General features: G+C 32.1%; 16 protein-coding genes. 4 read left to right on the forward strand and 12 right to left on the reverse strand.

All coding sequences use genetic code 11. The features are described from left to right. Window positions 1-47: 47 nt before the first annotated feature. From ACVCZW_RS11725 to ACVCZW_RS11760, 8 genes are all read right to left on the reverse strand, one after another. Window positions 48-254 carry a hypothetical protein gene (locus ACVCZW_RS11725; protein WP_452228603.1) on the reverse strand — a complete coding sequence of 69 codons (207 nt, stop codon included), beginning with the start codon at window positions 252-254 and terminating at the stop codon, window positions 48-50. A gap of 83 nt (window positions 255-337) precedes the next feature. Beyond that, window positions 338-1,627, reverse strand: coding sequence for an HlyD family secretion protein (locus tag ACVCZW_RS11730; RefSeq protein WP_452232500.1), 1,290 nt, complete (start codon window positions 1,625-1,627; stop codon window positions 338-340). 65 nt (window positions 1,628-1,692) lie between these two features. Next, window positions 1,693-1,857, reverse strand: a complete 165-nt coding sequence (locus ACVCZW_RS11735; protein WP_452232501.1) for a hypothetical protein — start codon at window positions 1,855-1,857, stop codon at window positions 1,693-1,695. Between the two features lie 139 nt (window positions 1,858-1,996). Then, window positions 1,997-4,189 carry a peptidase domain-containing ABC transporter gene (locus ACVCZW_RS11740; RefSeq protein ID WP_452232502.1) on the reverse strand — a complete coding sequence of 731 codons (2,193 nt, stop codon included), beginning with the start codon at window positions 4,187-4,189 and terminating at the stop codon, window positions 1,997-1,999. Window positions 4,190-4,320: 131 nt separating this feature from the next. Then, complete coding sequence (locus ACVCZW_RS11745; RefSeq protein WP_452232503.1) at window positions 4,321-4,584, reverse strand: hypothetical protein; 264 nt, start codon at window positions 4,582-4,584, stop codon at window positions 4,321-4,323. 123 nt (window positions 4,585-4,707) lie between these two features. Then, a complete protein-coding gene (locus ACVCZW_RS11750; protein ID WP_452232504.1) occupies window positions 4,708-6,318 on the reverse strand; it encodes a vitamin K epoxide reductase family protein in 1,611 nt (536 codons plus the stop codon). A 41-nt stretch (window positions 6,319-6,359) separates the two neighbouring features. Further along, window positions 6,360-8,996 carry a CHAT domain-containing protein gene (locus ACVCZW_RS11755; RefSeq protein WP_452232505.1) on the reverse strand — a complete coding sequence of 879 codons (2,637 nt, stop codon included), beginning with the start codon at window positions 8,994-8,996 and terminating at the stop codon, window positions 6,360-6,362. Window positions 8,997-9,016: 20 nt separating this feature from the next. Beyond that, entirely contained in the window at window positions 9,017-9,553 is a 537-nt protein-coding gene (locus ACVCZW_RS11760; RefSeq protein ID WP_452232506.1) for a hypothetical protein, read from the reverse strand. An 83-nt stretch (window positions 9,554-9,636) separates the two neighbouring features. Between ACVCZW_RS11760 and ACVCZW_RS11765 the strand changes: the two genes are divergently transcribed. The 4 genes from ACVCZW_RS11765 (at window position 9,637) to ACVCZW_RS11780 (ending at window position 14,988) form a co-directional block, all read left to right on the forward strand. After that, window positions 9,637-10,200, forward strand: coding sequence for an RNA polymerase sigma factor (locus ACVCZW_RS11765; RefSeq protein ID WP_452232507.1), 564 nt, complete (start codon window positions 9,637-9,639; stop codon window positions 10,198-10,200). Continuing rightward, window positions 10,197-10,997, forward strand: coding sequence for a tetratricopeptide repeat protein (locus tag ACVCZW_RS11770; RefSeq protein ID WP_452232508.1), 801 nt, complete (start codon window positions 10,197-10,199; stop codon window positions 10,995-10,997). The genes ACVCZW_RS11765 and ACVCZW_RS11770 overlap by 4 nt, the downstream gene beginning before the upstream one ends. Before the next feature lie 200 nt (window positions 10,998-11,197). After that, window positions 11,198-14,182 (forward strand): T9SS type A sorting domain-containing protein, encoded by a 2,985-nt coding sequence (locus ACVCZW_RS11775; RefSeq protein ID WP_452232509.1) that lies wholly within the window; start codon window positions 11,198-11,200, stop codon window positions 14,180-14,182. Then, window positions 14,182-14,988: a DNA/RNA non-specific endonuclease gene (locus tag ACVCZW_RS11780; protein WP_452228616.1), complete on the forward strand. Its 807-nt coding sequence runs from the start codon at window positions 14,182-14,184 to the stop codon at window positions 14,986-14,988. The genes ACVCZW_RS11775 and ACVCZW_RS11780 overlap by 1 nt, the downstream gene beginning before the upstream one ends. A gap of 39 nt (window positions 14,989-15,027) precedes the next feature. Here ACVCZW_RS11780 and ACVCZW_RS11785 read toward each other — a convergent pair whose 3' ends face one another. The 4 genes from ACVCZW_RS11785 to gcvP form a co-directional block, all read right to left on the reverse strand. After that, window positions 15,028-15,876 (reverse strand): glycosyltransferase family 2 protein, encoded by an 849-nt coding sequence (locus tag ACVCZW_RS11785; RefSeq protein WP_452228617.1) that lies wholly within the window; start codon window positions 15,874-15,876, stop codon window positions 15,028-15,030. Window positions 15,877-15,934: 58 nt separating this feature from the next. Further along, complete coding sequence (locus tag ACVCZW_RS11790) at window positions 15,935-16,456, reverse strand: methyltransferase (protein ID WP_452228618.1); 522 nt, start codon at window positions 16,454-16,456, stop codon at window positions 15,935-15,937. Between the two features lie 51 nt (window positions 16,457-16,507). Continuing rightward, window positions 16,508-17,566, reverse strand: a complete 1,059-nt coding sequence (locus ACVCZW_RS11795) for a 3-oxoacyl-ACP synthase III family protein (protein ID WP_452228619.1) — start codon at window positions 17,564-17,566, stop codon at window positions 16,508-16,510. Between the two features lie 94 nt (window positions 17,567-17,660). After that, window positions 17,661-20,513, reverse strand: a complete 2,853-nt coding sequence (gene gcvP / locus ACVCZW_RS11800; protein WP_452232510.1) for an aminomethyl-transferring glycine dehydrogenase — start codon at window positions 20,511-20,513, stop codon at window positions 17,661-17,663. Window positions 20,514-20,541 lie beyond the last annotated feature (28 nt).

Consider the following 20,541-nt stretch of genomic DNA (forward strand, 5'->3'; position numbering starts at 1 on the left):
TAAGATGGCTAAATTTAAAATATAAGTATTAGCTACTACTAGAGAATTTAACCTAAAGGTCCAGCGTGACCACAACTACAACTTTTCGCACCACCAGAATCTTCACCACACCCTTGTACAGAACAACTTGCTACTGTTACAATACTACCATCATTACAGGTTGCTTTACATACAGTTGCAGGGTATGTACCTCCTAAAATAGATTTCTGTGCCTCTTTTGTTAAAGGCTTACCTAAATTTAATAAATTTTTCATAATATAAAGATTATAAATTAATTTTGCGTCGATCATTTAAAGACACTCAAGGTTTGTGTCTATTCCTCGCGATAGAGTATGTTTTATTTAAATATGTCTTTTATTTGGTAGAAAAACCGGTCCATTAAACGCAAGTCTTCTGTTATGATTTCTGCAGTACCTGACATTTCTTGTTTGAAGTCTATTGGTTTTTTATACGAGGTTATTAAATTTTCTGGCAATTCGGCTAATACTAAATAGAAACCATCTTTATCAGGGACTAGTGAGATGCGATTTACTTTGGCTTGTAAGGTTCCAAACTCCGCTTCCGGATAGTTCTCTAATTTAATATGGACGCTTTGTCCTACTTTTAGTTTTCCAGAGTTGGTCGCTGGTGTTTTTAGCTTAGCAATAAATGTGGAGCTTTCTGTTGGGATAATAGTAAATATTAGATCATTTTGATTTACGGTTTGGTTCGTTCTCCAGTAATTAGAAAATGCTACTTTTCCATTAGTATTCGATTTTAATACATATTGTGTTTCCCAGTCTTTAACAGCTTTTTTAAGTTGCTTGAAAGATTGAATGACACTTTTTAGTAGCATCATCTCTTCTTTGGTTCTATTTATTTCTGTGCCTTTAGAAGATTTGTTTCCATTACTAATAGATTCTCGGATTTGAGAAATGGAAGATTCAAAGCTTTTTATGTTACCAACTGCTTGATGATATTCTATTTGTTTTTGATCTAAATCTAATTTGGAGATTACGCCTTTATTAAATAATGTTTTGTTGCGTTCTAAGTCTATTTTTTTTAGACTTAATTCCGAACGATGTAAAGCTAATTGTTGGTTCGCATTTTGAAGTCTTCTGTGTAATTCGGAAATAGAATTTTTGTTAGCCAATGCTTCATTAGAGAAAGGTTTTAAATCTTTGTTTAATGTATATTGCAGGTAGCTGTTTTCAAATAAAGCATATTGTGTATCGATATCTCCTAAAAATAAAACAGGTAATTCATCTACAGGAAAAGTAAAGGATTTGGTATTCACCTTTATAGTATCTATAATGGCTTTTAATTTGTAAACATCTTCAAAGTTTGAGGTGTTTTCTATAATAGCTAAAGGGCTATTGGTAAGAACCAAGTCGTTGTCTTCTATTAAAATGGTTTCTAGTTTACCTGTACTTTGTGCAATTAGCTTTTCTGGTGGTATTTTGGTAGTTAATAATACTTCGGTAGCAATTACATCTGGATATTTTATAAGCCAACTTAAACTAAAGAACAAAAGGATTAAACCTAAAAACAGGAGGTTACCATAACGTATCATCCAATGTGGCACATAAGATAATATGTCTTGTACTTGTTCGCTTCGTAATTCTATTTCTTCTAGTTTTTTTGACATGTTTTATTATAAATGATAGTAAATAAGAGAGTAGAATATTAAAATTTTACTCTCTTAAAGTCTAATTAGAAAATTGGGTCAGTATAATCTGGTTGACATTGCATTTCCAAACAACTTGTGCTTACTATTCTACATGAACTTCCTGTCCAACAACGTTTTCTCGTTCCACCATTAATAGTTTGTTGTTCTGCTTTAGTTAAAGCTTTTCCTAAGTTTTTTAAATTTTTCATAATAAAAATATGTGTAAATTAAGTTTGCCTCGATCATTTAAAGACACTCCAGGTTTATGTCTATTCCTCGCGAGAGAATGTTTTTGTTCCTTTCTAAATCCTTCCCAAAGAGAAAGGACTTATTAAAGGTCGGTATTGTTTAGTTTCCTAATTCCAATTGGTTTTTAACTAGGTTATAATAGTTTCCTTTTTTTGCTACGAGCTCTTTATGGTTTCCTATTTCTACTATTTTCCCATTATCTAAAACTACAATTTGGTGTGCATTTTTAACTGTACTTAATCGGTGCGCAATCACGACTACGGTTTTGTCTTGAAAAAAAGTATCCAAGTTTTCCATAATTACTTTTTCATTATTCGCGTCTAAAGCAGAAGTTGCTTCGTCAAAAAACAAGTAATCCGGATTTTTATATACCGCTCTAGCAATAAATAAACGTTGTTTTTGTCCGGTACTCAAACCTGTTCCTTCTGCTCCAATTTTAGTGTTATAAGAAAGAGGTAGCGATTCTATATATTCTCTAATGTTAGCAACGTCTATAGCGTGTGCTAATCTTTTTTTGTCTACAGTGTCCTCTCCAATGGCAATGTTATTAGCAATGGTGTCATTAAAAATATAGCCTTCTTGCATCACCACACCATAATGATCTCTCCATGATTTTTGAGAGATGTTTTGTAATGAAAATTGATTGATTAAAATATCACCGTCGTTAGGTTTGTAGTATCCTAAAAGTAATTTCATTAATGTGGTTTTTCCGCTTCCGCTGGTACCAACAATAGCGGTGGTTTTGTTCGCGGGAATATTCAAGTTTAAATCTTTTAAAACTTCAATATCTGTCCCTGTGTAAGAAAAGGTTACCTCTTTAATAGAAATAGAACCACTTTTTGGAACGTCATGAATTTTGTTTTGCGGATCGATTTCTTCATTATCCATATTATGGATTTCGCTTAAACGGTCTAATGAAATCTTAGCATCTTGTAGTTCTCTTACAAAATTGATTAGTTGCTGCACCGGAGAATTTAATTGTCCGACGATGTATGAAATAGCAAGCATCATACCTAGCGTTATCTCACCATCTATTACTAGTTTGGCAGATAAAATAGTTATGAAAATATTTTTTAATTCGTTGATAAAAGAAGAACCAACACTTTGGGTTTGCTCTAATGCTAAACTTTTTATGGATACTTTAAATAGTCTTGCTTGTGTATGTTCCCAAGCCCAGCGTTTTTGTTTTTCGGCATTATGCAGTTTAATATCTTGCATACCATTTATAAGCTCGATAACCGTGCTTTGTTCCTGACTCATTGCAGAAAAACGTTTGTAGTCTAGAGTTGCACGTTTTTTTAGGAAGATTTTAATCCATAGAAAATAAAGAAAACTACCAACTAAAAAAATAGTAAAAATTTGAATGCTATAGTAACATAGTACAAAACTGAATACTATAAAATTTACCATAGAAAATAGTACGTTTAATGATGAGGTTGTTAGTATTTGTTCAATACGTTTATGGTCGTTAATACGCTGTAATAAATCTCCTGTCATTTTCACATCGAAATAGGAGATAGGAAGTAGCATTAATTTGATAAAGAAATCAGAGATTAACGAGATGTTTATTCTAGCGCTGACATGCAGTAAAATCCAACTTCTAACAATCTCTATTCCCGTTCTACCAATAAATAAAGCAATTTGGGCAAATAAAATAAGATAGATAAAGTTGAGGTCTCCATTTTCTATACCAACATCTACAACGCTTTGGGTTAAAAACGGTACCACTAACTGCAATAAACTTGCCGCTAGTAAACCAATACATAGCTGAATAATAAAGCTTTTATACTTGTATAGGTATTTGGATAGATAGGTGAAGTTAAATTTTTGTTCTTCATCTTCTTCAAAATCATTGGTGTAAAATTTTGGAGTTGGGTCGAGCAATAATGCAATACCATCTTGTGTGGTTTCTTTTGCGTTATTTCCAATCCAGAATTTTAAAAATTCTTCTTTGGTATAGGTTATTAATCCATGTCCAGGATCTGAGATATAGAAGGTGTCTTTTTTAATTTTATATAAAACCACATAATGATCTTTGTTCCAATGTAAAATACATGGTAGTGGTGCTTTTTTTAATTCTTCTAAAGTTAATTTTACTCCCAAACTTCTAAAGCCAATAGTCTCGCTAGCATCACTTAAATTAAGTAAGTTACTGCCTTCTCTGGTAGTTTCACTTATTTCTCTAATTTGTGCTATAGATAAATTCTTACCATAATGCTTGGCTATAATTTTTAAGCATGTTGGGCCGCAGTCTTTCGATTCTGTTTGTTTGTATGTAGGGAATTTTGGCATTAATTATCAGAATAAATGATAGTTATTGTTTTACTAAATTTGTTGTGCTTTAAATAATAGAAGATTGTTTTTATTTAAACGGGATAATTTTAAACTATCCCGTTTAAGTGAGTTCATAAGTTTATTAAAACTTATGGTAAAGAAGGACCTCCTTTAGGTCCAGGGCCAAATGCATCATCACGGCCATCACATAATCCTTGGTTATTGTTTTGTGGATGACAATGGTTGTCCCAACGTCCACAACATTGTCCCGTTGGACATTGAGAGTGTACTGTACATGTAGGCTGTGCTCCTCCTCCTCCAGGTGGCAACCAAGTTCCATCAGGAATTCCACCAAAAACAACTTTTTGTTCCGCTTTAGATAAAGCTTTTCCTAAGTTTTTTAAATTTTTCATAATAAAAATATTTAATAAATTATATTTGCCGTGAACATTAAAGACACTCACAGTTTGTGTCTATTCTTCGCGAGAGAATATTGTTCTAAACGCAAAACCCTTTTCATTAAGGGTTTTGCTGTTTTATAGTGTTTCTTGTAATTGAGATGTGTTTATAGTGCAAGACTCGTTTAGGTCTTCTATAAAATAGATTAAATCACTTCTGTCATACGCTTTTGGAAATGACTTGCCATTAATTAATATTTCTGGTGTAAAATTGATGTTGTTATCTAAACACCAATTATTTTCTGTTTCCAGGATTTCTCTATAAATATTCACATTGTCAGGTTTTTTCCATGTTGTTAACCAGGATGTTGCATCTGCGTTATTGTAAATGTCATGCATTGCCTCTAAGCATTTTAGTTCGCCTTCGATATGAAATAATTCTAATAACCTGCTAGAAACTAATACACCATTACTTTCTACGTTACTTGTATTTATGTTGAATCGAACCGTAATGTTTACTTCATTGTGATGTGATCTTAAAATAGTTTCTACTAAATTATGCACGCTTTTACAATGTCCGCAAAAAGGGTTTGTGATTATCGTAATGTTTAAAGGAGCATTTTTATTTCCTAAAATTATTTCAGAAGTATTCTCAATTACAGGATTTATGGTTTCCGATTGTTGTAGTAGTGTATTGAATAAATCAAAATTTCTTTTAAATTTATTGGATGCTATTCTTAACTTTTTAAAGGCTTGCTCTTGCTTTAATTTGGAATTAATAAACAACCAGATAGACGCTATTATAATAAAGGAGAACCCTATTAATAAAGCGGTTTCCATACGGAATGCATTAAAATTAGATGGTGTAAAAAAGAAAACGGAAGCTTGCAAGGCCAAAACGGAAGCGATAGCTAGGCAAAGTACACACCAATTTTTAGCTGTTTTTATTTGATAGTAAACGGAGTATATAATTATTGGAGTAGCAGCTAAACTTATAATATATAATGCATTTAAAGTGGTGTTTGTTATGCTTAGTAAAAGAGAAGAAATACTAATAGCCACAAAATAAATAAGGCTGATATCGCTTAATTTTATGTCTTTATAAAGTGTTGCTCCTTTAGAGTTTAAAACCGCATTACAATTTGTTGTTTTACTTTCCTGGGAGCAAATGCTCTCTATTATTTTAGAGCTCAATCCCAAGTCATGCTGAACGATTAAAAGGCTAACTCCAATTCCTATTAAGGATAAAATAAAATATAGGGATGCACTTAAGCTTGGATTTGAAATGAAAAATAAGATGCCAAATAATACTAAGGAAATAGCAAATAATAGCTTTTGAATATTGGCAGTACTTTCTTGACTTGTAGTTTTTGTTTCGTCTTTTTCTATAGCGACTATAATGCCTGTAAACTGCTCTAAAAAAGGGATTTCAGAAATGGTTTCGTTTTCTTTATTACTAGATATGGTTTTGTATTTCTTACCTTTTTTTACAACTAACGCAAAATCGGTAACCTCATTACGTTTTATTTGTGCGATAAAACTATTCGGTAATTGTTCTAGAGTTTCTTTATCTATAGGAACTCTAATAGCAGCATTCTCAATATCAAAATGACTTAACACTCCGGTTATTGCATGTAAACTAGGATAAGAAGGATGGCTTTGTATTTGAAAATCTAATTCGTCTCCATCTATTTTAATTTTATTTTTTTGAAGAAGTGATTGTACTAAAAAGGATAAAGTGTCTTTCAAAATAATTAAGAATTAGTTGTTTTCTTAATTGTTCCATAACTCTAGGACTTGTTACCCACGATTTTTAATTTTTTTAGAATAAAAAATAAGAATATGAATAGAAAAACACTTAAAATAATGTAATACAGTGTGTTATTGCCGGAATAAATTGCGGAATTATCACCAATTAAAATTAATGTAGACCAATAATAAGGGGAAGTTTCACTTAAAGAATGGGAATGTAAATAATCTAATTTAGCTTGCCTTAACGAAGCGCTTTTTGTTTTGCCATCTTTAACATATTTATAAAAGCTAGTCGTTATTGCTGCATTAGATTTATCGTTTACATTCCAAAGCGAAGAGATTACGCTATTGGCACCAGAATAAAAGAAACCACGTGCTAGACTAAAGACGCCTTCGCCAGATTTTATTTCTCCTAAAGAGCTATTACATGCATTTAGAACGACTAATTCGGCTTGGTTTTTTGTGGTGTATAATTCGTTTAGATATAGTTTGTTATTTTTAAATGCAATCCATGGGGAAATGGAATCATTAGCGTTAGCGTGTGTTGCTAAATGAATGATTTTATATTTATTAATTTCTTTAAAGAAATTGGTTTTATTCGCAGAAGTGTCTACGAATACTTTTCCGTTTAATAGTTGGCTTATGGTTTTTGCTTCATCCTCACTTCTTGGTAAGGTTTTAAGGTTGTCATAAGTAAAAGATTTTGGAGCAAAAGCTATAAGCTCTTGTTTTGCATCTCGATTCAGTTTTTTATTTTTTTCTAAAAACGATAAGGAATAGGTATAGGATATTTCAAAGTCTTCAATCAAGTATCTATTGTCTTTTTTTAGACTTTCAAAAGGTAGATTCTGCAGGGTGTAATCGGAGACTATTATTAATTTGTTTTTTAAGATGTCCATGTCTTTAAAAGGGAATAAATAACTACAAAGTTGCTGCGATAATTTTTTATAATTTTTAAGTTCTTCTGAAGTATTTAGTGGTTTTTGTAAGAGTTTTAGATATTTGTTAATTTCTGTTTCTAGGCTTTCTGTATCGTTTAATTTAAAAAGTCTGACACTGTTTTTAGTGATGGTTAAAAGGAAGCCTTCCTCTTTGTTTACTATATATTCTAGTATGGTAGTATTTCCATCTAAACTATTTTTAATAACATCTATAGTGGTAACTGCAATAGTTTGTTTAGAAGAATAATATTCTGGATAGGTAGAAACTAAAGATTCTTTAAAGCTATTGTATTCAATTTTTAAACTATGATATTCATCTTTTAATGCCTTGTTGAAATTTTTATTTAATTCATTTTCTATGGCGAAAATATCTTTCTTAAAATCTTGTTCTTTTTGTAAGATTTCTGAAGGAATTTTAGAACTCAATCGAAGTCTGTTTTGTTTAATGTTTTCAAGTAATAATAAGGCTTTGTTTTTTTCTATAAAATAAAATGCTTCTTCCGGTTTGTTGAGTTTAAAGCAAGCTTTTACACCTAGCATAAAAGTTTCTGAAGCTTCTTCTTGCCAAAGTAATTTGGATTGACTTTCATTACTTTCCATTCTAATTACATCTATAAGTTTATCTGCTAGAGATATGCTCTCATAAGCAACCTGAAGCATTTTTTTATCTTTAGATAGTGCTTTGTTTTCTAGTATATATCTAGATTTTTCTTTTAAAATTAATAAGGAGAGTGTTTTGTTTTTGGAAGAAGCAAGAGCTTTAAAGTTTGGCGAAAAAATAATTGCACTATCTATCTTGGTCGGTACTGTTAACTGTAATGCTTGTTGTAATATTTTTAAAGTTTCCTTTGTCTTTCCTTTATTAAAATAATATTCGGCTTTGTTAATATAGAGTCTTGATATATCTGTGTCTTTTTTTGCGTATTCGATTCCTTTATTGATGTAGAATAAAGCGCTGTCTTTTTTTTCTTTATTGTATAAAACGCCAAGATTATTATAGGATGATGCAATCATTTCTTGGTTCTCGTTTTCTAAATCTTTTTTTAAATTTTTTAAATAATAGTATTTGCTTTTGTTAAAGTTATAGTTTAAATCACTTTTGTAAAATATACCATATTCATTATTTAATGAGTATATACTGGCACTATTCAAAGTGGTTATGGTACTTAAGGAGTCTACTATTTTAAGAAGTCTTTTGTTTTCTGTGATGCTTTTATCGCTACCAATTTTATTGTTAAGTATTATAAAGTTTAAATAGATTCTAGGTAGTCTTTTGGTTGCTATTTTTTTAGGGTTTTCCAATCCTTTTTTAAAATAGTTTACAGCTTGAAAATAATCGCCTAATTCTTTATAGTTTCTAGCATTTTGAGAGTAAGCTATATATGTTTGTTCATCAATATTAAAGCTGTCAATGACTTTATTATATGCCTCTATAGATTTAGCGTAATTATTGGTTTTAAAAAAAAACAGCCCTAAATTAAATAGGCTGTTTTTTTGTTTTACTAAGGAGAGATGTTTTTTGAATTTCACTTCTAATAATCCATATTTAAGGGCTTTATTAAAGTCTCCTTTTTTATTATATGATAGTGAAATGTCATGTGCTAATTCTGCGTATTTTGTTAATTCATTTTGTTTTTTATAAGCAACGAGTAAGCTATCAGTATTACTTTCTGGCTGTTGAGCAGATAATTCACAAAAAGAGAGTATTAAAAATAAAAGGATTAACTTTTTCAATATTAGTCGGTTTCAATACGTTATTCTGTGCAAGGGATATTAGTTGTGCTTACTGCAGCTCTTATAATATCAGGGTCTTGTTCAATATGGGCATCTTTTTCTGGTTCCGTGTTGCTTTGAGAGCATGCATAACAATTATAAGGAGGCGCCGGAATGGTATCGTCATTATAAGTTACTGTGTCTAGCGTCCAAATTTCTTTATCTGGATTTGTGTTACAAATCGTTATATCCATAATACCTAGATAGGGTCTATATCTAGCTCTAGCATCTTGCTTTTTGGTTATAGTAAGGCCAGGTGTGAATTCTATTATATATAACATGGTTCCATCTGGTTGTCCGAGATCTACAGGATCCATTTCTCTACCAGGAGGAGTCCAACCTTGTGGTCTATTATTGATAGTAGTGGATGTGTCTGAATTTGTTTTTGTTATAGAAGAAGCTTCAGCCTTTTGGAATACAGTTTCTGCTTCATTTTCATTCACAAATGTTTCTTCAGTAGAGCATCCAATAAATAATACAAAGCTCAACGTTAATACTAAAATTAATCTTGTTTTCATTTTGTTCGTTTTTAAATTATAACTACTCGTTCCTAAATATATATATTTGTTACCCAATAATTAATTTTTTTTCAGATAATTAAATGAAAGACCCTAATTACTTTATCACTGGACTTAAAAAGAAGAATGAAAAGGTAATATTAGAAATCTACCAAGAAGTTTTTCCAAACGTAAAACATTTTGTGTTGGAGAATAAAGGGCAGCATGCGGATGCAGAGGATGTTTTTCAAAAAGCATTGCTGCAAATTATGGCACGTGTTCAAGTTAAATTCTTTGAAATCAACTCTTCTTTTGAAGCATATCTCTTTGTTGCATGTAAAAATTTATGGCGCCGTGAATTAAATAAACGAAAAAGGTTGGTAACAAATGATGCTATTAAGGAACAAGGAAGTGAAGAACGTGAATTAGCAAGAAGTATTTTAGAACAAGAACGTTGGGAATTCTTTCAAGAAAAATTAGAAGAGATCTCTGGGAATTGTAAAGAAATTTTAAAACGATTTTTTAATAAAATGCCGTATAAGCAAATTGCTGAAGAGTTAGACTATAATAGTGAATCTGTAGTGAGACAACGCGTTTTTAAGTGTAAAAACAAATTAACCGAAACGATTAAAAAAGACGTTAGATTTAAAGAATTAAAAGAACTATGAGCCTGTCTGAAAACCTACAAAACCAAGCAGATGATTATCTAAAGGATACCTTATCTATTCCTGCTAAAAAAGCCTTTGAACTGCTTTTACAAGAAAATGAAGAATTAGCAGACTATATTTCTATTAATAAAGAAATGCAGGCGCATTATAATGAAGAAGATTGGTCTTTTGTCGATCCGGATGAAGAAACTGTAGAATTGGAGTCTTATTTAAAAAGTAACGAAGCAAAAGCACTCCAAGCTTCTGTTAAAAAAGTAAATGATAGCTTTGTAAAGGAAAGACCTTTCAATAAAAAAAACTACTTCTCTTATTTAGCAATTGCAGCTAGTATAATTGTATTTGTAGGTTATTTTGTGTTTAGTGATTCGCCTACAAATCTAGAGGTCTATTCCGATTATAACGACTGGAGCAATTTGCCATCATTAACTTCTCGAGGAGATTCGGATAACATATTATTGGTTAATGGCGAAAAGGCATTTTTAAATAAAGAATATCAGGAAGCAGTAGTTTATTTTGAAGACTTTTTAACGACTACCAATACGAACGCAACGGCATTATTATATTATGGTATTTCTAATATAGAGCTCGGTAATTACGAAAAGGCTCTCGATGCTTTTAATCAATTAATTTCTAGTGAAACATTAGATAGTTCTAAAGGGTATTGGTATAAAATGCTAACGTATTTAAAAATGGAAGACAAAGCAAATAGTATCAAACAACTAGAACTTATTGTTCAAGATTCTGGAAACTATAAATTTGAGGAAGCACAAGAATTATTAGAAAAACTTCGAGACTAAATGAACTATTTAAAAAAAAGCCTTTCTAATTTAGAAAGGCTTTTTTTTAAAATTAAGGCCTATTGCACATGTAAAAAGGGTGTATAGGTTCCAATCATCGGCTATACGTATCCTCTTAGCGAATAAGGTCTAAGAGTAATGTTAAATGATTTTTAATAGGGTTTTTGTGACTTACCTTCGCGCTCCCTAAGATTAATAGCATGTTTAAAACAACCTTATTACCAATAATGCTTCTTGCTTTATTGGCTCCTATTTATATGTTTTCGCAAACCGGTCCAGGTGGCGTTGGTAATGTATCTACAAATGGCTTATGGCTAAAAGTAGATGATTTAGAATTATTAGATGGAGAAGCCGTTTCTAATTGGCAAGATGCTTCAGGTAATAATAATGATGCAAATCAAACCATTGCCGGTGAGCAACCATCTTTTATTAGTAGCTCATCTTTTAATAGTTACCCAAGTGTGGACTTTAATGGTGTTAGAGATTATTTAAAAGTGGATGATGCCGATATTTTAGATGGTACTACTGGAATTACTTATTTTTCTATCTTTAGACCAAAAGGTCTTTATACAAGTAATAATGTGCACGCTATAGTTGGAAAGAGATTAACTTATAATGTTAATTCAAACTACGCGTATACCTTTTTTCTATATAATAATAAGCTTACAACCGATATTGTAACTTCAAACAATCGTTATACTAGTTCCGCATCTTTTTCTAATGATCAAAATTATATTTTAAGTTTTGATTTTGATGGAAGTAAACCTGCTAACTCTAGAAGTTCTATGTCTAGAAATGGAAGTGTTTTGTTAACAAGTACAGAAAGCAGTACGAGTATTATAAATTCAAATCAGCCATTAACAATTGGAACCATGAATGTGGATTACAGTCGTTATTCAAAAGGTGAAATGTCTGAGCTAATTCAATATAATTATAAGTTGAATCAAGCAGAAACCATAATCGTTAATAATTATCTTTCCGCAAAATATAATATCGCATTAACTTTAAACGATCTATACAAACAAGACGATAGTGCTAATGGTAATTTTGACCATCATGTGGCAGGAATAGGTCAAGCATTAGATGGTAGTAAGCATTTAGATTCACAAGGATCTGGTATTGTTAGAATCCATACACCTTCCGCTTTAGCTAATGGAGATTATTTATTTTGGGGAGAAGACACCAAAGATTCTTCCTATAATTTTGTTACAGAAACCGTAAATTATAGAGAGCAACTAGATTCAAAATGGCGCGTTAGTAAAATTGGAAACCTAGGAACTGTAAATGTTAGTTTTAATATTTCCGCTTTAGATGTAACAAAAAAACAAAGTTGCCAACCATTACAATTAGTAGTAGGTAGTGATAGTGGTTTTTCTTCTGCAACAAGTTATGATTTAACAGTTTCAGGATCTACAGCAACAGTATCGGGAGTTTCTTTTTCTGATGGAGATTATTTTACATTACGCTATTTAGATCAAATTGTTTGGGATGGCATATCGTATTATAATGGTTCTGGTATTGGGAATGCACCAGGAGTAACAGACTCTTGTTTAAAATTAACAGTACAATCTGGAGCAATAGGATTGTTAAGTGAATCTGGATATGTTAGAGAGGTTGAGGTTGAGTTAGGAGCAACATTACACGTTAATGATGGTTTACTATTAGAAGTTGAAAATGGGATATTAAATAATGGAACGATTACTTTTATAAAGGAAGCGCAATTAATTCAAAACCACACAGGAACATCTTTAAATTCGGGAAGTGGTGATTTAACCATTACGCAGGAAGGTTCTAATAATTTATATAATTATAATTATTGGAGTGCTCCAGTACATAGAAATGGTAATTGGCAAGTAAATTATTTAGAAACGGAAACGGCACCTATTGGGTTTACAACTAGTTATGATGCTAATCCGTTAGCTAGTCCAATGGAATGGAGTAGTCGTTGGTTGTACACTTTTAATGGCTTAGCCAATACGTATGCAGATTGGCATTATATCACACCAACAACACCAATTCTTCCGGGATTTGGTTACACCATGAAAGGTTCTGGAAATACATCTGTTTTAGAACAAAAATATACTTTTAAAGGTACAGCAAACGACGGAGATATATTTATAAATGTATTAGCAGGGGATGAAGTTTTAATAGGTAATCCATTTCCTTCTGCATTAGATGCTACGCAATTTATTAATGATAATCTTTCTGTAATAGATGGTTCCCTTTATTTTTATGAGCAATTTGCTTCCAATGATACACATGTATTATCCGAATATCAAGGTGGTTATGCAACCTACAATTTATTAGGATCTGTAAGTTCTCCTGCTCCAGTAAATGGAGGAGTATCCTCTAAAGGAAGTCCGAAAGATTATATTCCTGTAGGGCAGAGCTTTTTTGTTAAAGCGCATACAGATGGTGTCATTGTATTTAAAAATAGTCAACGTGCCTTTAAAAAAGAGTCTTCGGGAGATGCTGTTTTTTATAGAACGTCAGAAGAAGACGTTACAGATACTCGAATTAAATATTGGCTTAAGTTTAAAGACGCAGGTAGCAACGAGTCTACCATTGCTTTGGGTTATGACACGAATGCTAATGCGGATTTTAATAATGGTTATGATAGTAAAACGTTTAATGCACTTTCTAATGAGATATATTGGGCGATTACAGAGGATGCGCTATGTATTCAAGGGCTTAATCGTTTTGATGTATTAGAGGAAATACCTTTAGGAATACATATTACCGATTCTGGTGCTTATACTTTTGAGATTACAGAAACCTTAAATTTTCCGGAAAATGAAACTATTTATTTGAAAGATAGTGAGACGAATATGTTTTATAATATAATAGATAACCCAATAACTTTAAATATAAACAGTAGTGTAGATGTCTCTCGTTTTTCAATAGTTTATCAAAATAATGAAACTTTATCTTTACAAGATTTTAATGCGAATCCAGTTTCCGTTTTTTATAATATGGAAAAAGAAATATTAGTATTAAATGGTATAGAAGATTTAAATGAGATTCAAAGTTTGCATATTTATAATTTGCTAGGACAAAATATAAAATCTTTAAGTAATGTGAATTCAGAAAATATAGATGTTTCCTTTTTAAATTCAGGAATGTATATTGCAGAAATTATGCAAATTTCTGGTCGAAAAATAAAGCTTAAATTTATAAAAAGGTAATGGCTAATAAAAAAGTATACTCTGTAATTGCTATCCTAATTCTTGTTGGGGTTTATGGATATGATGCTTATTTTGATAATGAAGTTAAAGTTGGTATCATAGAACAAGGTGGAACGGTAAAAACCAACACCAACGAATACTTTTTACCAACGAGTACCACAGGTCAGATTGTCCATCACGAAGGATATAGTTTAAGTTATAGCGAAGCACATGAACAAGCAGAATGGGTTGCCTATGAACTAAAGAAATCACACTTGTCAAGCACCAATTTTAAACGTCCTTATTTTGAAGTAGACAAAGCAGTGAAAACCAAAGCAGCACATTGGCGAAACTATAAAAAATCTGGTTATGATCGTGGGCATCTTTGTCCGGCAGGAGACAGGAAGTATAGTAAATTTGCACATGACGAAACTTTTTTAACTTCTAATATTTCTCCTCAAAAACATGACTTTAACGCAGGTATTTGGAATAGATTAGAACAAAAAACTAGATATTGGGCAAGTAAGTATGATGGTGTTTTTGTAGTTTCTGGAGGTGTTTTAAAAGGAAGTATGAAAACAATTGGTGCCGAAAAAGTATCGGTTCCAAATCAGTTTTATAAAGTATTGATTGATACGAATTCGGGGACAACGAAAGTACTTGCTTTCTTAATGCCTCATAAAGATTCTAAGGAGCCTTTATACAACTTTGTGGTTTCTGTAGATGAAGTGGAAGCATTAACCGGAATCGATTTCTTTAGCGAATTAGAGGATACTGTAGAAAATAAATTAGAAGCTTCAGCAGATTATAAAGATTGGAGTTTTTAGTATAATTCGGATGGCATGCTGAGCACAGTCGAAGAATCTTTAACTAAATTTATTCAAAATTCCTTCCCAACGCAATTTTCTAATAAAGGTACCTTGATCTTCGGTAACTAGATATTCTGTTTTATTGTTTTTCGCTTTGAAATAACCAGACATATAGTCTTGAAATAAAGTAAAACTCCCTTTTTTATATGCCAATTTTAACGCAGAGATTAGTGTGATTATAAATCCGTAACGCATTTTATACATCGCTTCTCCTTGCATGTGTTTAGATGCTTTATTATAGCTTATTCCAGTTGGTTTTAAATGCTTAACATGTAGCGTTTCATCGGTTAAAATTTCCCAATCGTAATATTTAGATAATAGCTCATCCACAGTGTCCCAACCCATCGAAGGTTTTAGTTTTCCTATTTGCTCAAAACAATCCTTTCTATAGGCTTTTAAAGCACCTCGAATATGATCTTTTCTGGTTAGGTTTTCTAAAATCCATTGGTTGTTTTTTTCAATGTAACAGAAACCAGCAGCCATTCCTAATTTCTTATTTGCATTAAAATGATTCGCTAATTGCTCTAAATAATTATTCGGAAAGATTAAATCTGCATCAAATTTACAAATCACATCATAGTTGGTATCTAGAATTTCGAAGCCTTTATAAAAAGCATTGATAATTTTAGTGCCAGGTAAATGGGCGTCTGAAGAATTAATATTTACAAGAGATATCCAGCTGTATTTGGATAAATAATACGAAACTATCTTTTGTGTTTTGTCTGTAGAATTATCATTTACAATCACAAGTTGCTTCGGACGCAACGTTTGATTGACCAAAGAAACTAAAGTTTTTTCAATAAACTTTTCCTCGTTATGTGCAGGAATGACAATGGATATATTCAAAGTTTAAGATTTAGAATGCAAAGTTATCTTATTTTTTGGAATTTAGTTTTTTGAAGTTTTATATGCGTTCAGCATACACAATATAATATCTAGGTGTAAACCAGCGTAGAATTGGTCGGATTCCTATTTTTTTGGTAGGATTAGTCCATTTTTGCCTATCTATAATTTTCCATCCTGTTTTTTCTAATAGCCAATCTAATTGCCAATCTTCAAACTCGTGGTAATGCCTGTCCCATTTGTCTGTTTTACTTCTATAAGCGGAAGAAAACCATAACCGAAGTGGAACACTTATCACTAGTTTATCTGCTTTTATAGCTTGTAAAACGGTAAAAGGAGAGAGTAGATGTTCAAAAATTTCAAAAGCAGTAACTACCGTAGCTTCTGTGTTTTTAATAGCAGAGGTATCTATGTCTAAATCTTCACCTTTTGTATTTTCAACAGAAAAACTATTCTCTTTTAATATTTTAGTAAACGGATTTGCTACACCTAAATCTAAAATAGATTCGGATTTAGAAATGTGTTTTTCTAAAAACTGATAAGTAAGCTTGTATCGTTTATGCGGAAATGTTTGTTCGTACATATTTATTTTCCACGTTAGTGAAAATCTTGTGAATTTAAGAAATCTTGCCTTTTAGTGCTTGTAAACTATTGCGTTAATATTCATACCAGCGCCAACACTTGCAAACATAATGATATCTCCTTTTTTGATTTCTTGATTTTCCAGTTTACCTTTTAAAATCATATCATATAAAGTAGGAACCGTCGCTACGCTAGAATTACCGAGCATGCCTATAGACATGGGCATAATACCTTCTGGCGTTTCCATGTTATGAAGCTTGTAAAAACGATTTACAATCGCTTCATCCATTTTTTCATTTGCTTGGTGAATCAATATTTTTTTGACATCATGGATAGAATATCCACTTTTGTCTAAACAAGATTTTAATGCTAATGGCACGTTAGTTAAGGCAAATTCATAAATCTTTCTGCCATACATTTTAATGTATTTACGTTGGCTCGCATTTTCTAGTTTATTGGTTTCCCCAAAATAAATGAAATGCGCTTCGTCTAAGGCAAAAGTTGCAGATTCATGACTAATAATTCCTCCTTCTTCCGCAGATTCTTCAACAATAACTGCTCCAGCGCCATCACTATATATCATAGAATCTCGATCATGTTTATCTATAACTCTGGATAACGTTTCCGATCCGATAACCAAACAGCGTTTTGCTATTCCTGCCTTAATAAATGCATTGGCTTGTATTACTCCTTCAATCCAACCTGGACATCCAAAAAGTAAATCGTACCCAACACATTTTGGATTTTTAATTTGTAACAAGTGTTTTACACGAGAAGCTATACTTGGTACCGTATCACTTTGTTGGGTATTATGTTTTACGTCTCCATAATTGTGAGCTACAATAATATAATCTAAAGTCTCTTTGTCAATTTTGGCGTCAGCAATAGCCTTTTCTGCCGCATAAAAAGCAATGTCTGAATTTACCAATTCAGGCTTTGCGTAACGTCTTTCTTCAATTCCTGTTATCGCTTTAAATTTAGTAACGATAATTTCATTTGAACTGTTTATTTTAGAACCATCTGCATTTAAAAATTCATGATTATAAAAATCTTCATTTTTTTCTATAGTGCTTGGTATATAACTTCCTGTTCCGGTAATTTTGATATTCATAAAAAAAGGATTGCCTTTAATTGTTTATCCGCTAAGATAAGCAGTAAAAATTAAAGGCAATTTTAATTAATTAATTATTTACGATGTTCAACCGTTAGTTTGCGTCCATATATGCCTCAATAGGAGCACATGTGCATATTAAATTACGGTCTCCGTAAGCATCATCAACACGTCTTACGCTTGGCCAAAATTTATTATCCTGTACATATTCTAAAGGATATGCAGCAGTATCTCTTGTATAAGGGAAATCCCAATCATTAGCAGTTACCATGGCTAATGTATGTGGTGCGTTTTTTAAAGGATTATTTGCATCCTCTTTAGTTGCTAGGTTTATTTCTTTTCGAATAGAAATCATAGCATCACAAAAACGATCTATTTCTTGTTTGCTTTCACTTTCAGTAGGCTCAATCATTAAAGTTCCTGCCACTGGGAAAGATACTGTTGGTGCATGAAAACCATAATCCATTAAACGTTTCGCAATATCTGTAACTTCAATACCATTCGCTTTAAAAGCACGACAGTCCACAATCATTTCATGTGCTGCGCGACCACGTTCACCAGAATATAACGTGTCAAAATGACCCTCTAATCTCGTTTTAATATAGTTGGCGTTTAATATTGCTATTTTAGTAGATGCTGTTAATCCTTTTGCTCCTAACATTTTTATGTAACCATAAGAAATCAAACAGACTAAAGCAGATCCAAAAGGAGCAGAGGAAATTGCAGTAATAGCCTTTTTTCCTCCCGTTTTAATGATTGGGTTTCCTGGTAAAAAAGGAGCCAATTGTTTTGCAACACATATTGGTCCAACGCCAGGACCTCCACCTCCATGGGGAATAGCAAAGGTTTTGTGTAAGTTTAAGTGACAAACATCTGCGCCAATATTTCCAGGATTGGTTAATCCTACTTGAGCATTCATATTTGCTCCATCCATATAAACTTGACCTCCATTATCATGGATAATTTTGGTGATTTCTTTTATAGAAGCTTCATAAACACCGTGAGTCGATGGATACGTTACCATTAAACAAGATAAATTATCTTTGTGTAAAATTGCTTTTTCACGTAAATCTTCCACATCTATATTTCCTTCATCTGTAGATTTTGTAACCACTACTTTCATTCCTGCCATTACTGCACTTGCTGGGTTTGTACCATGTGCAGAACTAGGTATTAAACAAATGTTTCTATGATTGTCTTTACGAGATTCATGATATGCTTTTATGACCATTAAACCTGCAAACTCTCCTTGAGCACCAGAATTTGGTTGTAATGATGTTGCTGCGAAGCCAGTGATTTCTGTAAGTTGGTCTTCTAATTCTTTTAAAATAGTAGCATAACCTCTAGCTTGTTTTAATGGCACAAAAGGATGAATACTTCCCCATTCTGATTGGCTTAAAGGTAGCATTTCTGCTGCTGCATTTAATTTCATAGTACAAGAACCAAGTGAAATCATAGAATGATTTAAAGATAAATCTTTACGTTCTAATTTTTTAATGTAACGCATTAATTCCGTTTCAGAATGGTGCGAATTAAAAATATCTAGTGTTAAGAAATCGGTAGTTCTTTGCAGTTCTTTGTCAATATTATTTGCTTCCGTAAAAGAAGAAATGGTAAATGCTTTTTTATCCGCAACTTTAGCAAAAACAGAAATGATCGTGTTTATATCTTTAACCGAAGTTGTTTCGTTTATAGAAATAGTTACCGTTTTTTTATCTGGATAGTAAAAGTTTACTTTTTTGTCTTTTGCTATTTTCTTTACTTTTTTAGCTTTGGTTTTAATTTGAAGCGTATCAAAATAAGAAGTATTAGTTTGTTTAAAACCTAACTTTTCTAGAGATTCAGCTAAAGCTGAAGCTGCATTATGCACTTGGTTCGCTATAAATTGTAGGCCTTTTGGACCGTGATATACAGCATACATTCCAGCCATAACGGCTAGTAATACTTGCGCAGTACAAATATTAGATGTTGCTCTATCTCTTTTTATATGTTGTTCTCGAGTCTGCAAAGCCATACGTAAAGCTCTGTTTCCGTTTACATCTTTAGTAACACCAATAATACGCCCAGGAATATCACGTTTGTAAGTTTCCTTTGTTGCAAAATATGCAGCGTGTGGTCCACCATAACCCATTGGGACTCCAAAACGTTGTGTGGTTCCAAGTACTACATCTGCACCAAATTTTCCAGGAGCTTCTAATTTTACTAAGCTTAAAATATCGGCTGCAACAGCAACTTTTATTTGTGCTTCATTCGCTTTAGCTATAAAAGATTTAATATCGGATACTTGTCCGTTTTTTCCTGGATATTGTAAGATTGCTCCAAAGAATTCCGAAGAAAAATCAAAAGTATTTTCATCACCAACAACAAGTTCTACACCAATAGGATTCGATCTAGTTTGTAATAAGGAAAGTGTTTGTGGTAAAATATTTTCAGAAACAAAAAACTTATGTATTCCTGCTTTTTTTTGTGAACGTTCTCTAACTGCAAATAATAAGCTCATGGCTTCAGCAGCAGCAGTACTTTCATCTAAAAGCGATGCGTTTGCAAGTTCCATTCCTGTTAGGTCCGTAATCATGGTTTGGTAATTTAGAAGTGCTTCTAAGCGACCTTGTGCAATTTCCGCTTGATACGGTGTGTAGGCAGTATACCAACCCGGATTTTCTAAAATGTTACGTTGAATAACTGCCGGTAAAATAGTTGGATGGTATCCTAAACCAATATATGTTTTGTAAACTTTGTTTTTTTTAGCAACCTCATTTAGGTATCCTAAATATTCTTGCTCACTCATGGCTGCCTCTAATTCCAGGTCTTTTTTTAATCTAATATCATCTGGAATAGTCTCGTAGATAAGTTGGTCTAAACTATCTACACCAATAGTTTTTAGCATTGATTTTTGGTCTTCTTCTCTAGGACCAATATGACGTAGTGCAAAAGCGTTTGTATTCATGCTTAAAAAGTTGTGTTAGATTCCCGCT

It is taken from the genome of Lacinutrix sp. MEBiC02595 (genome assembly GCF_053601555.1).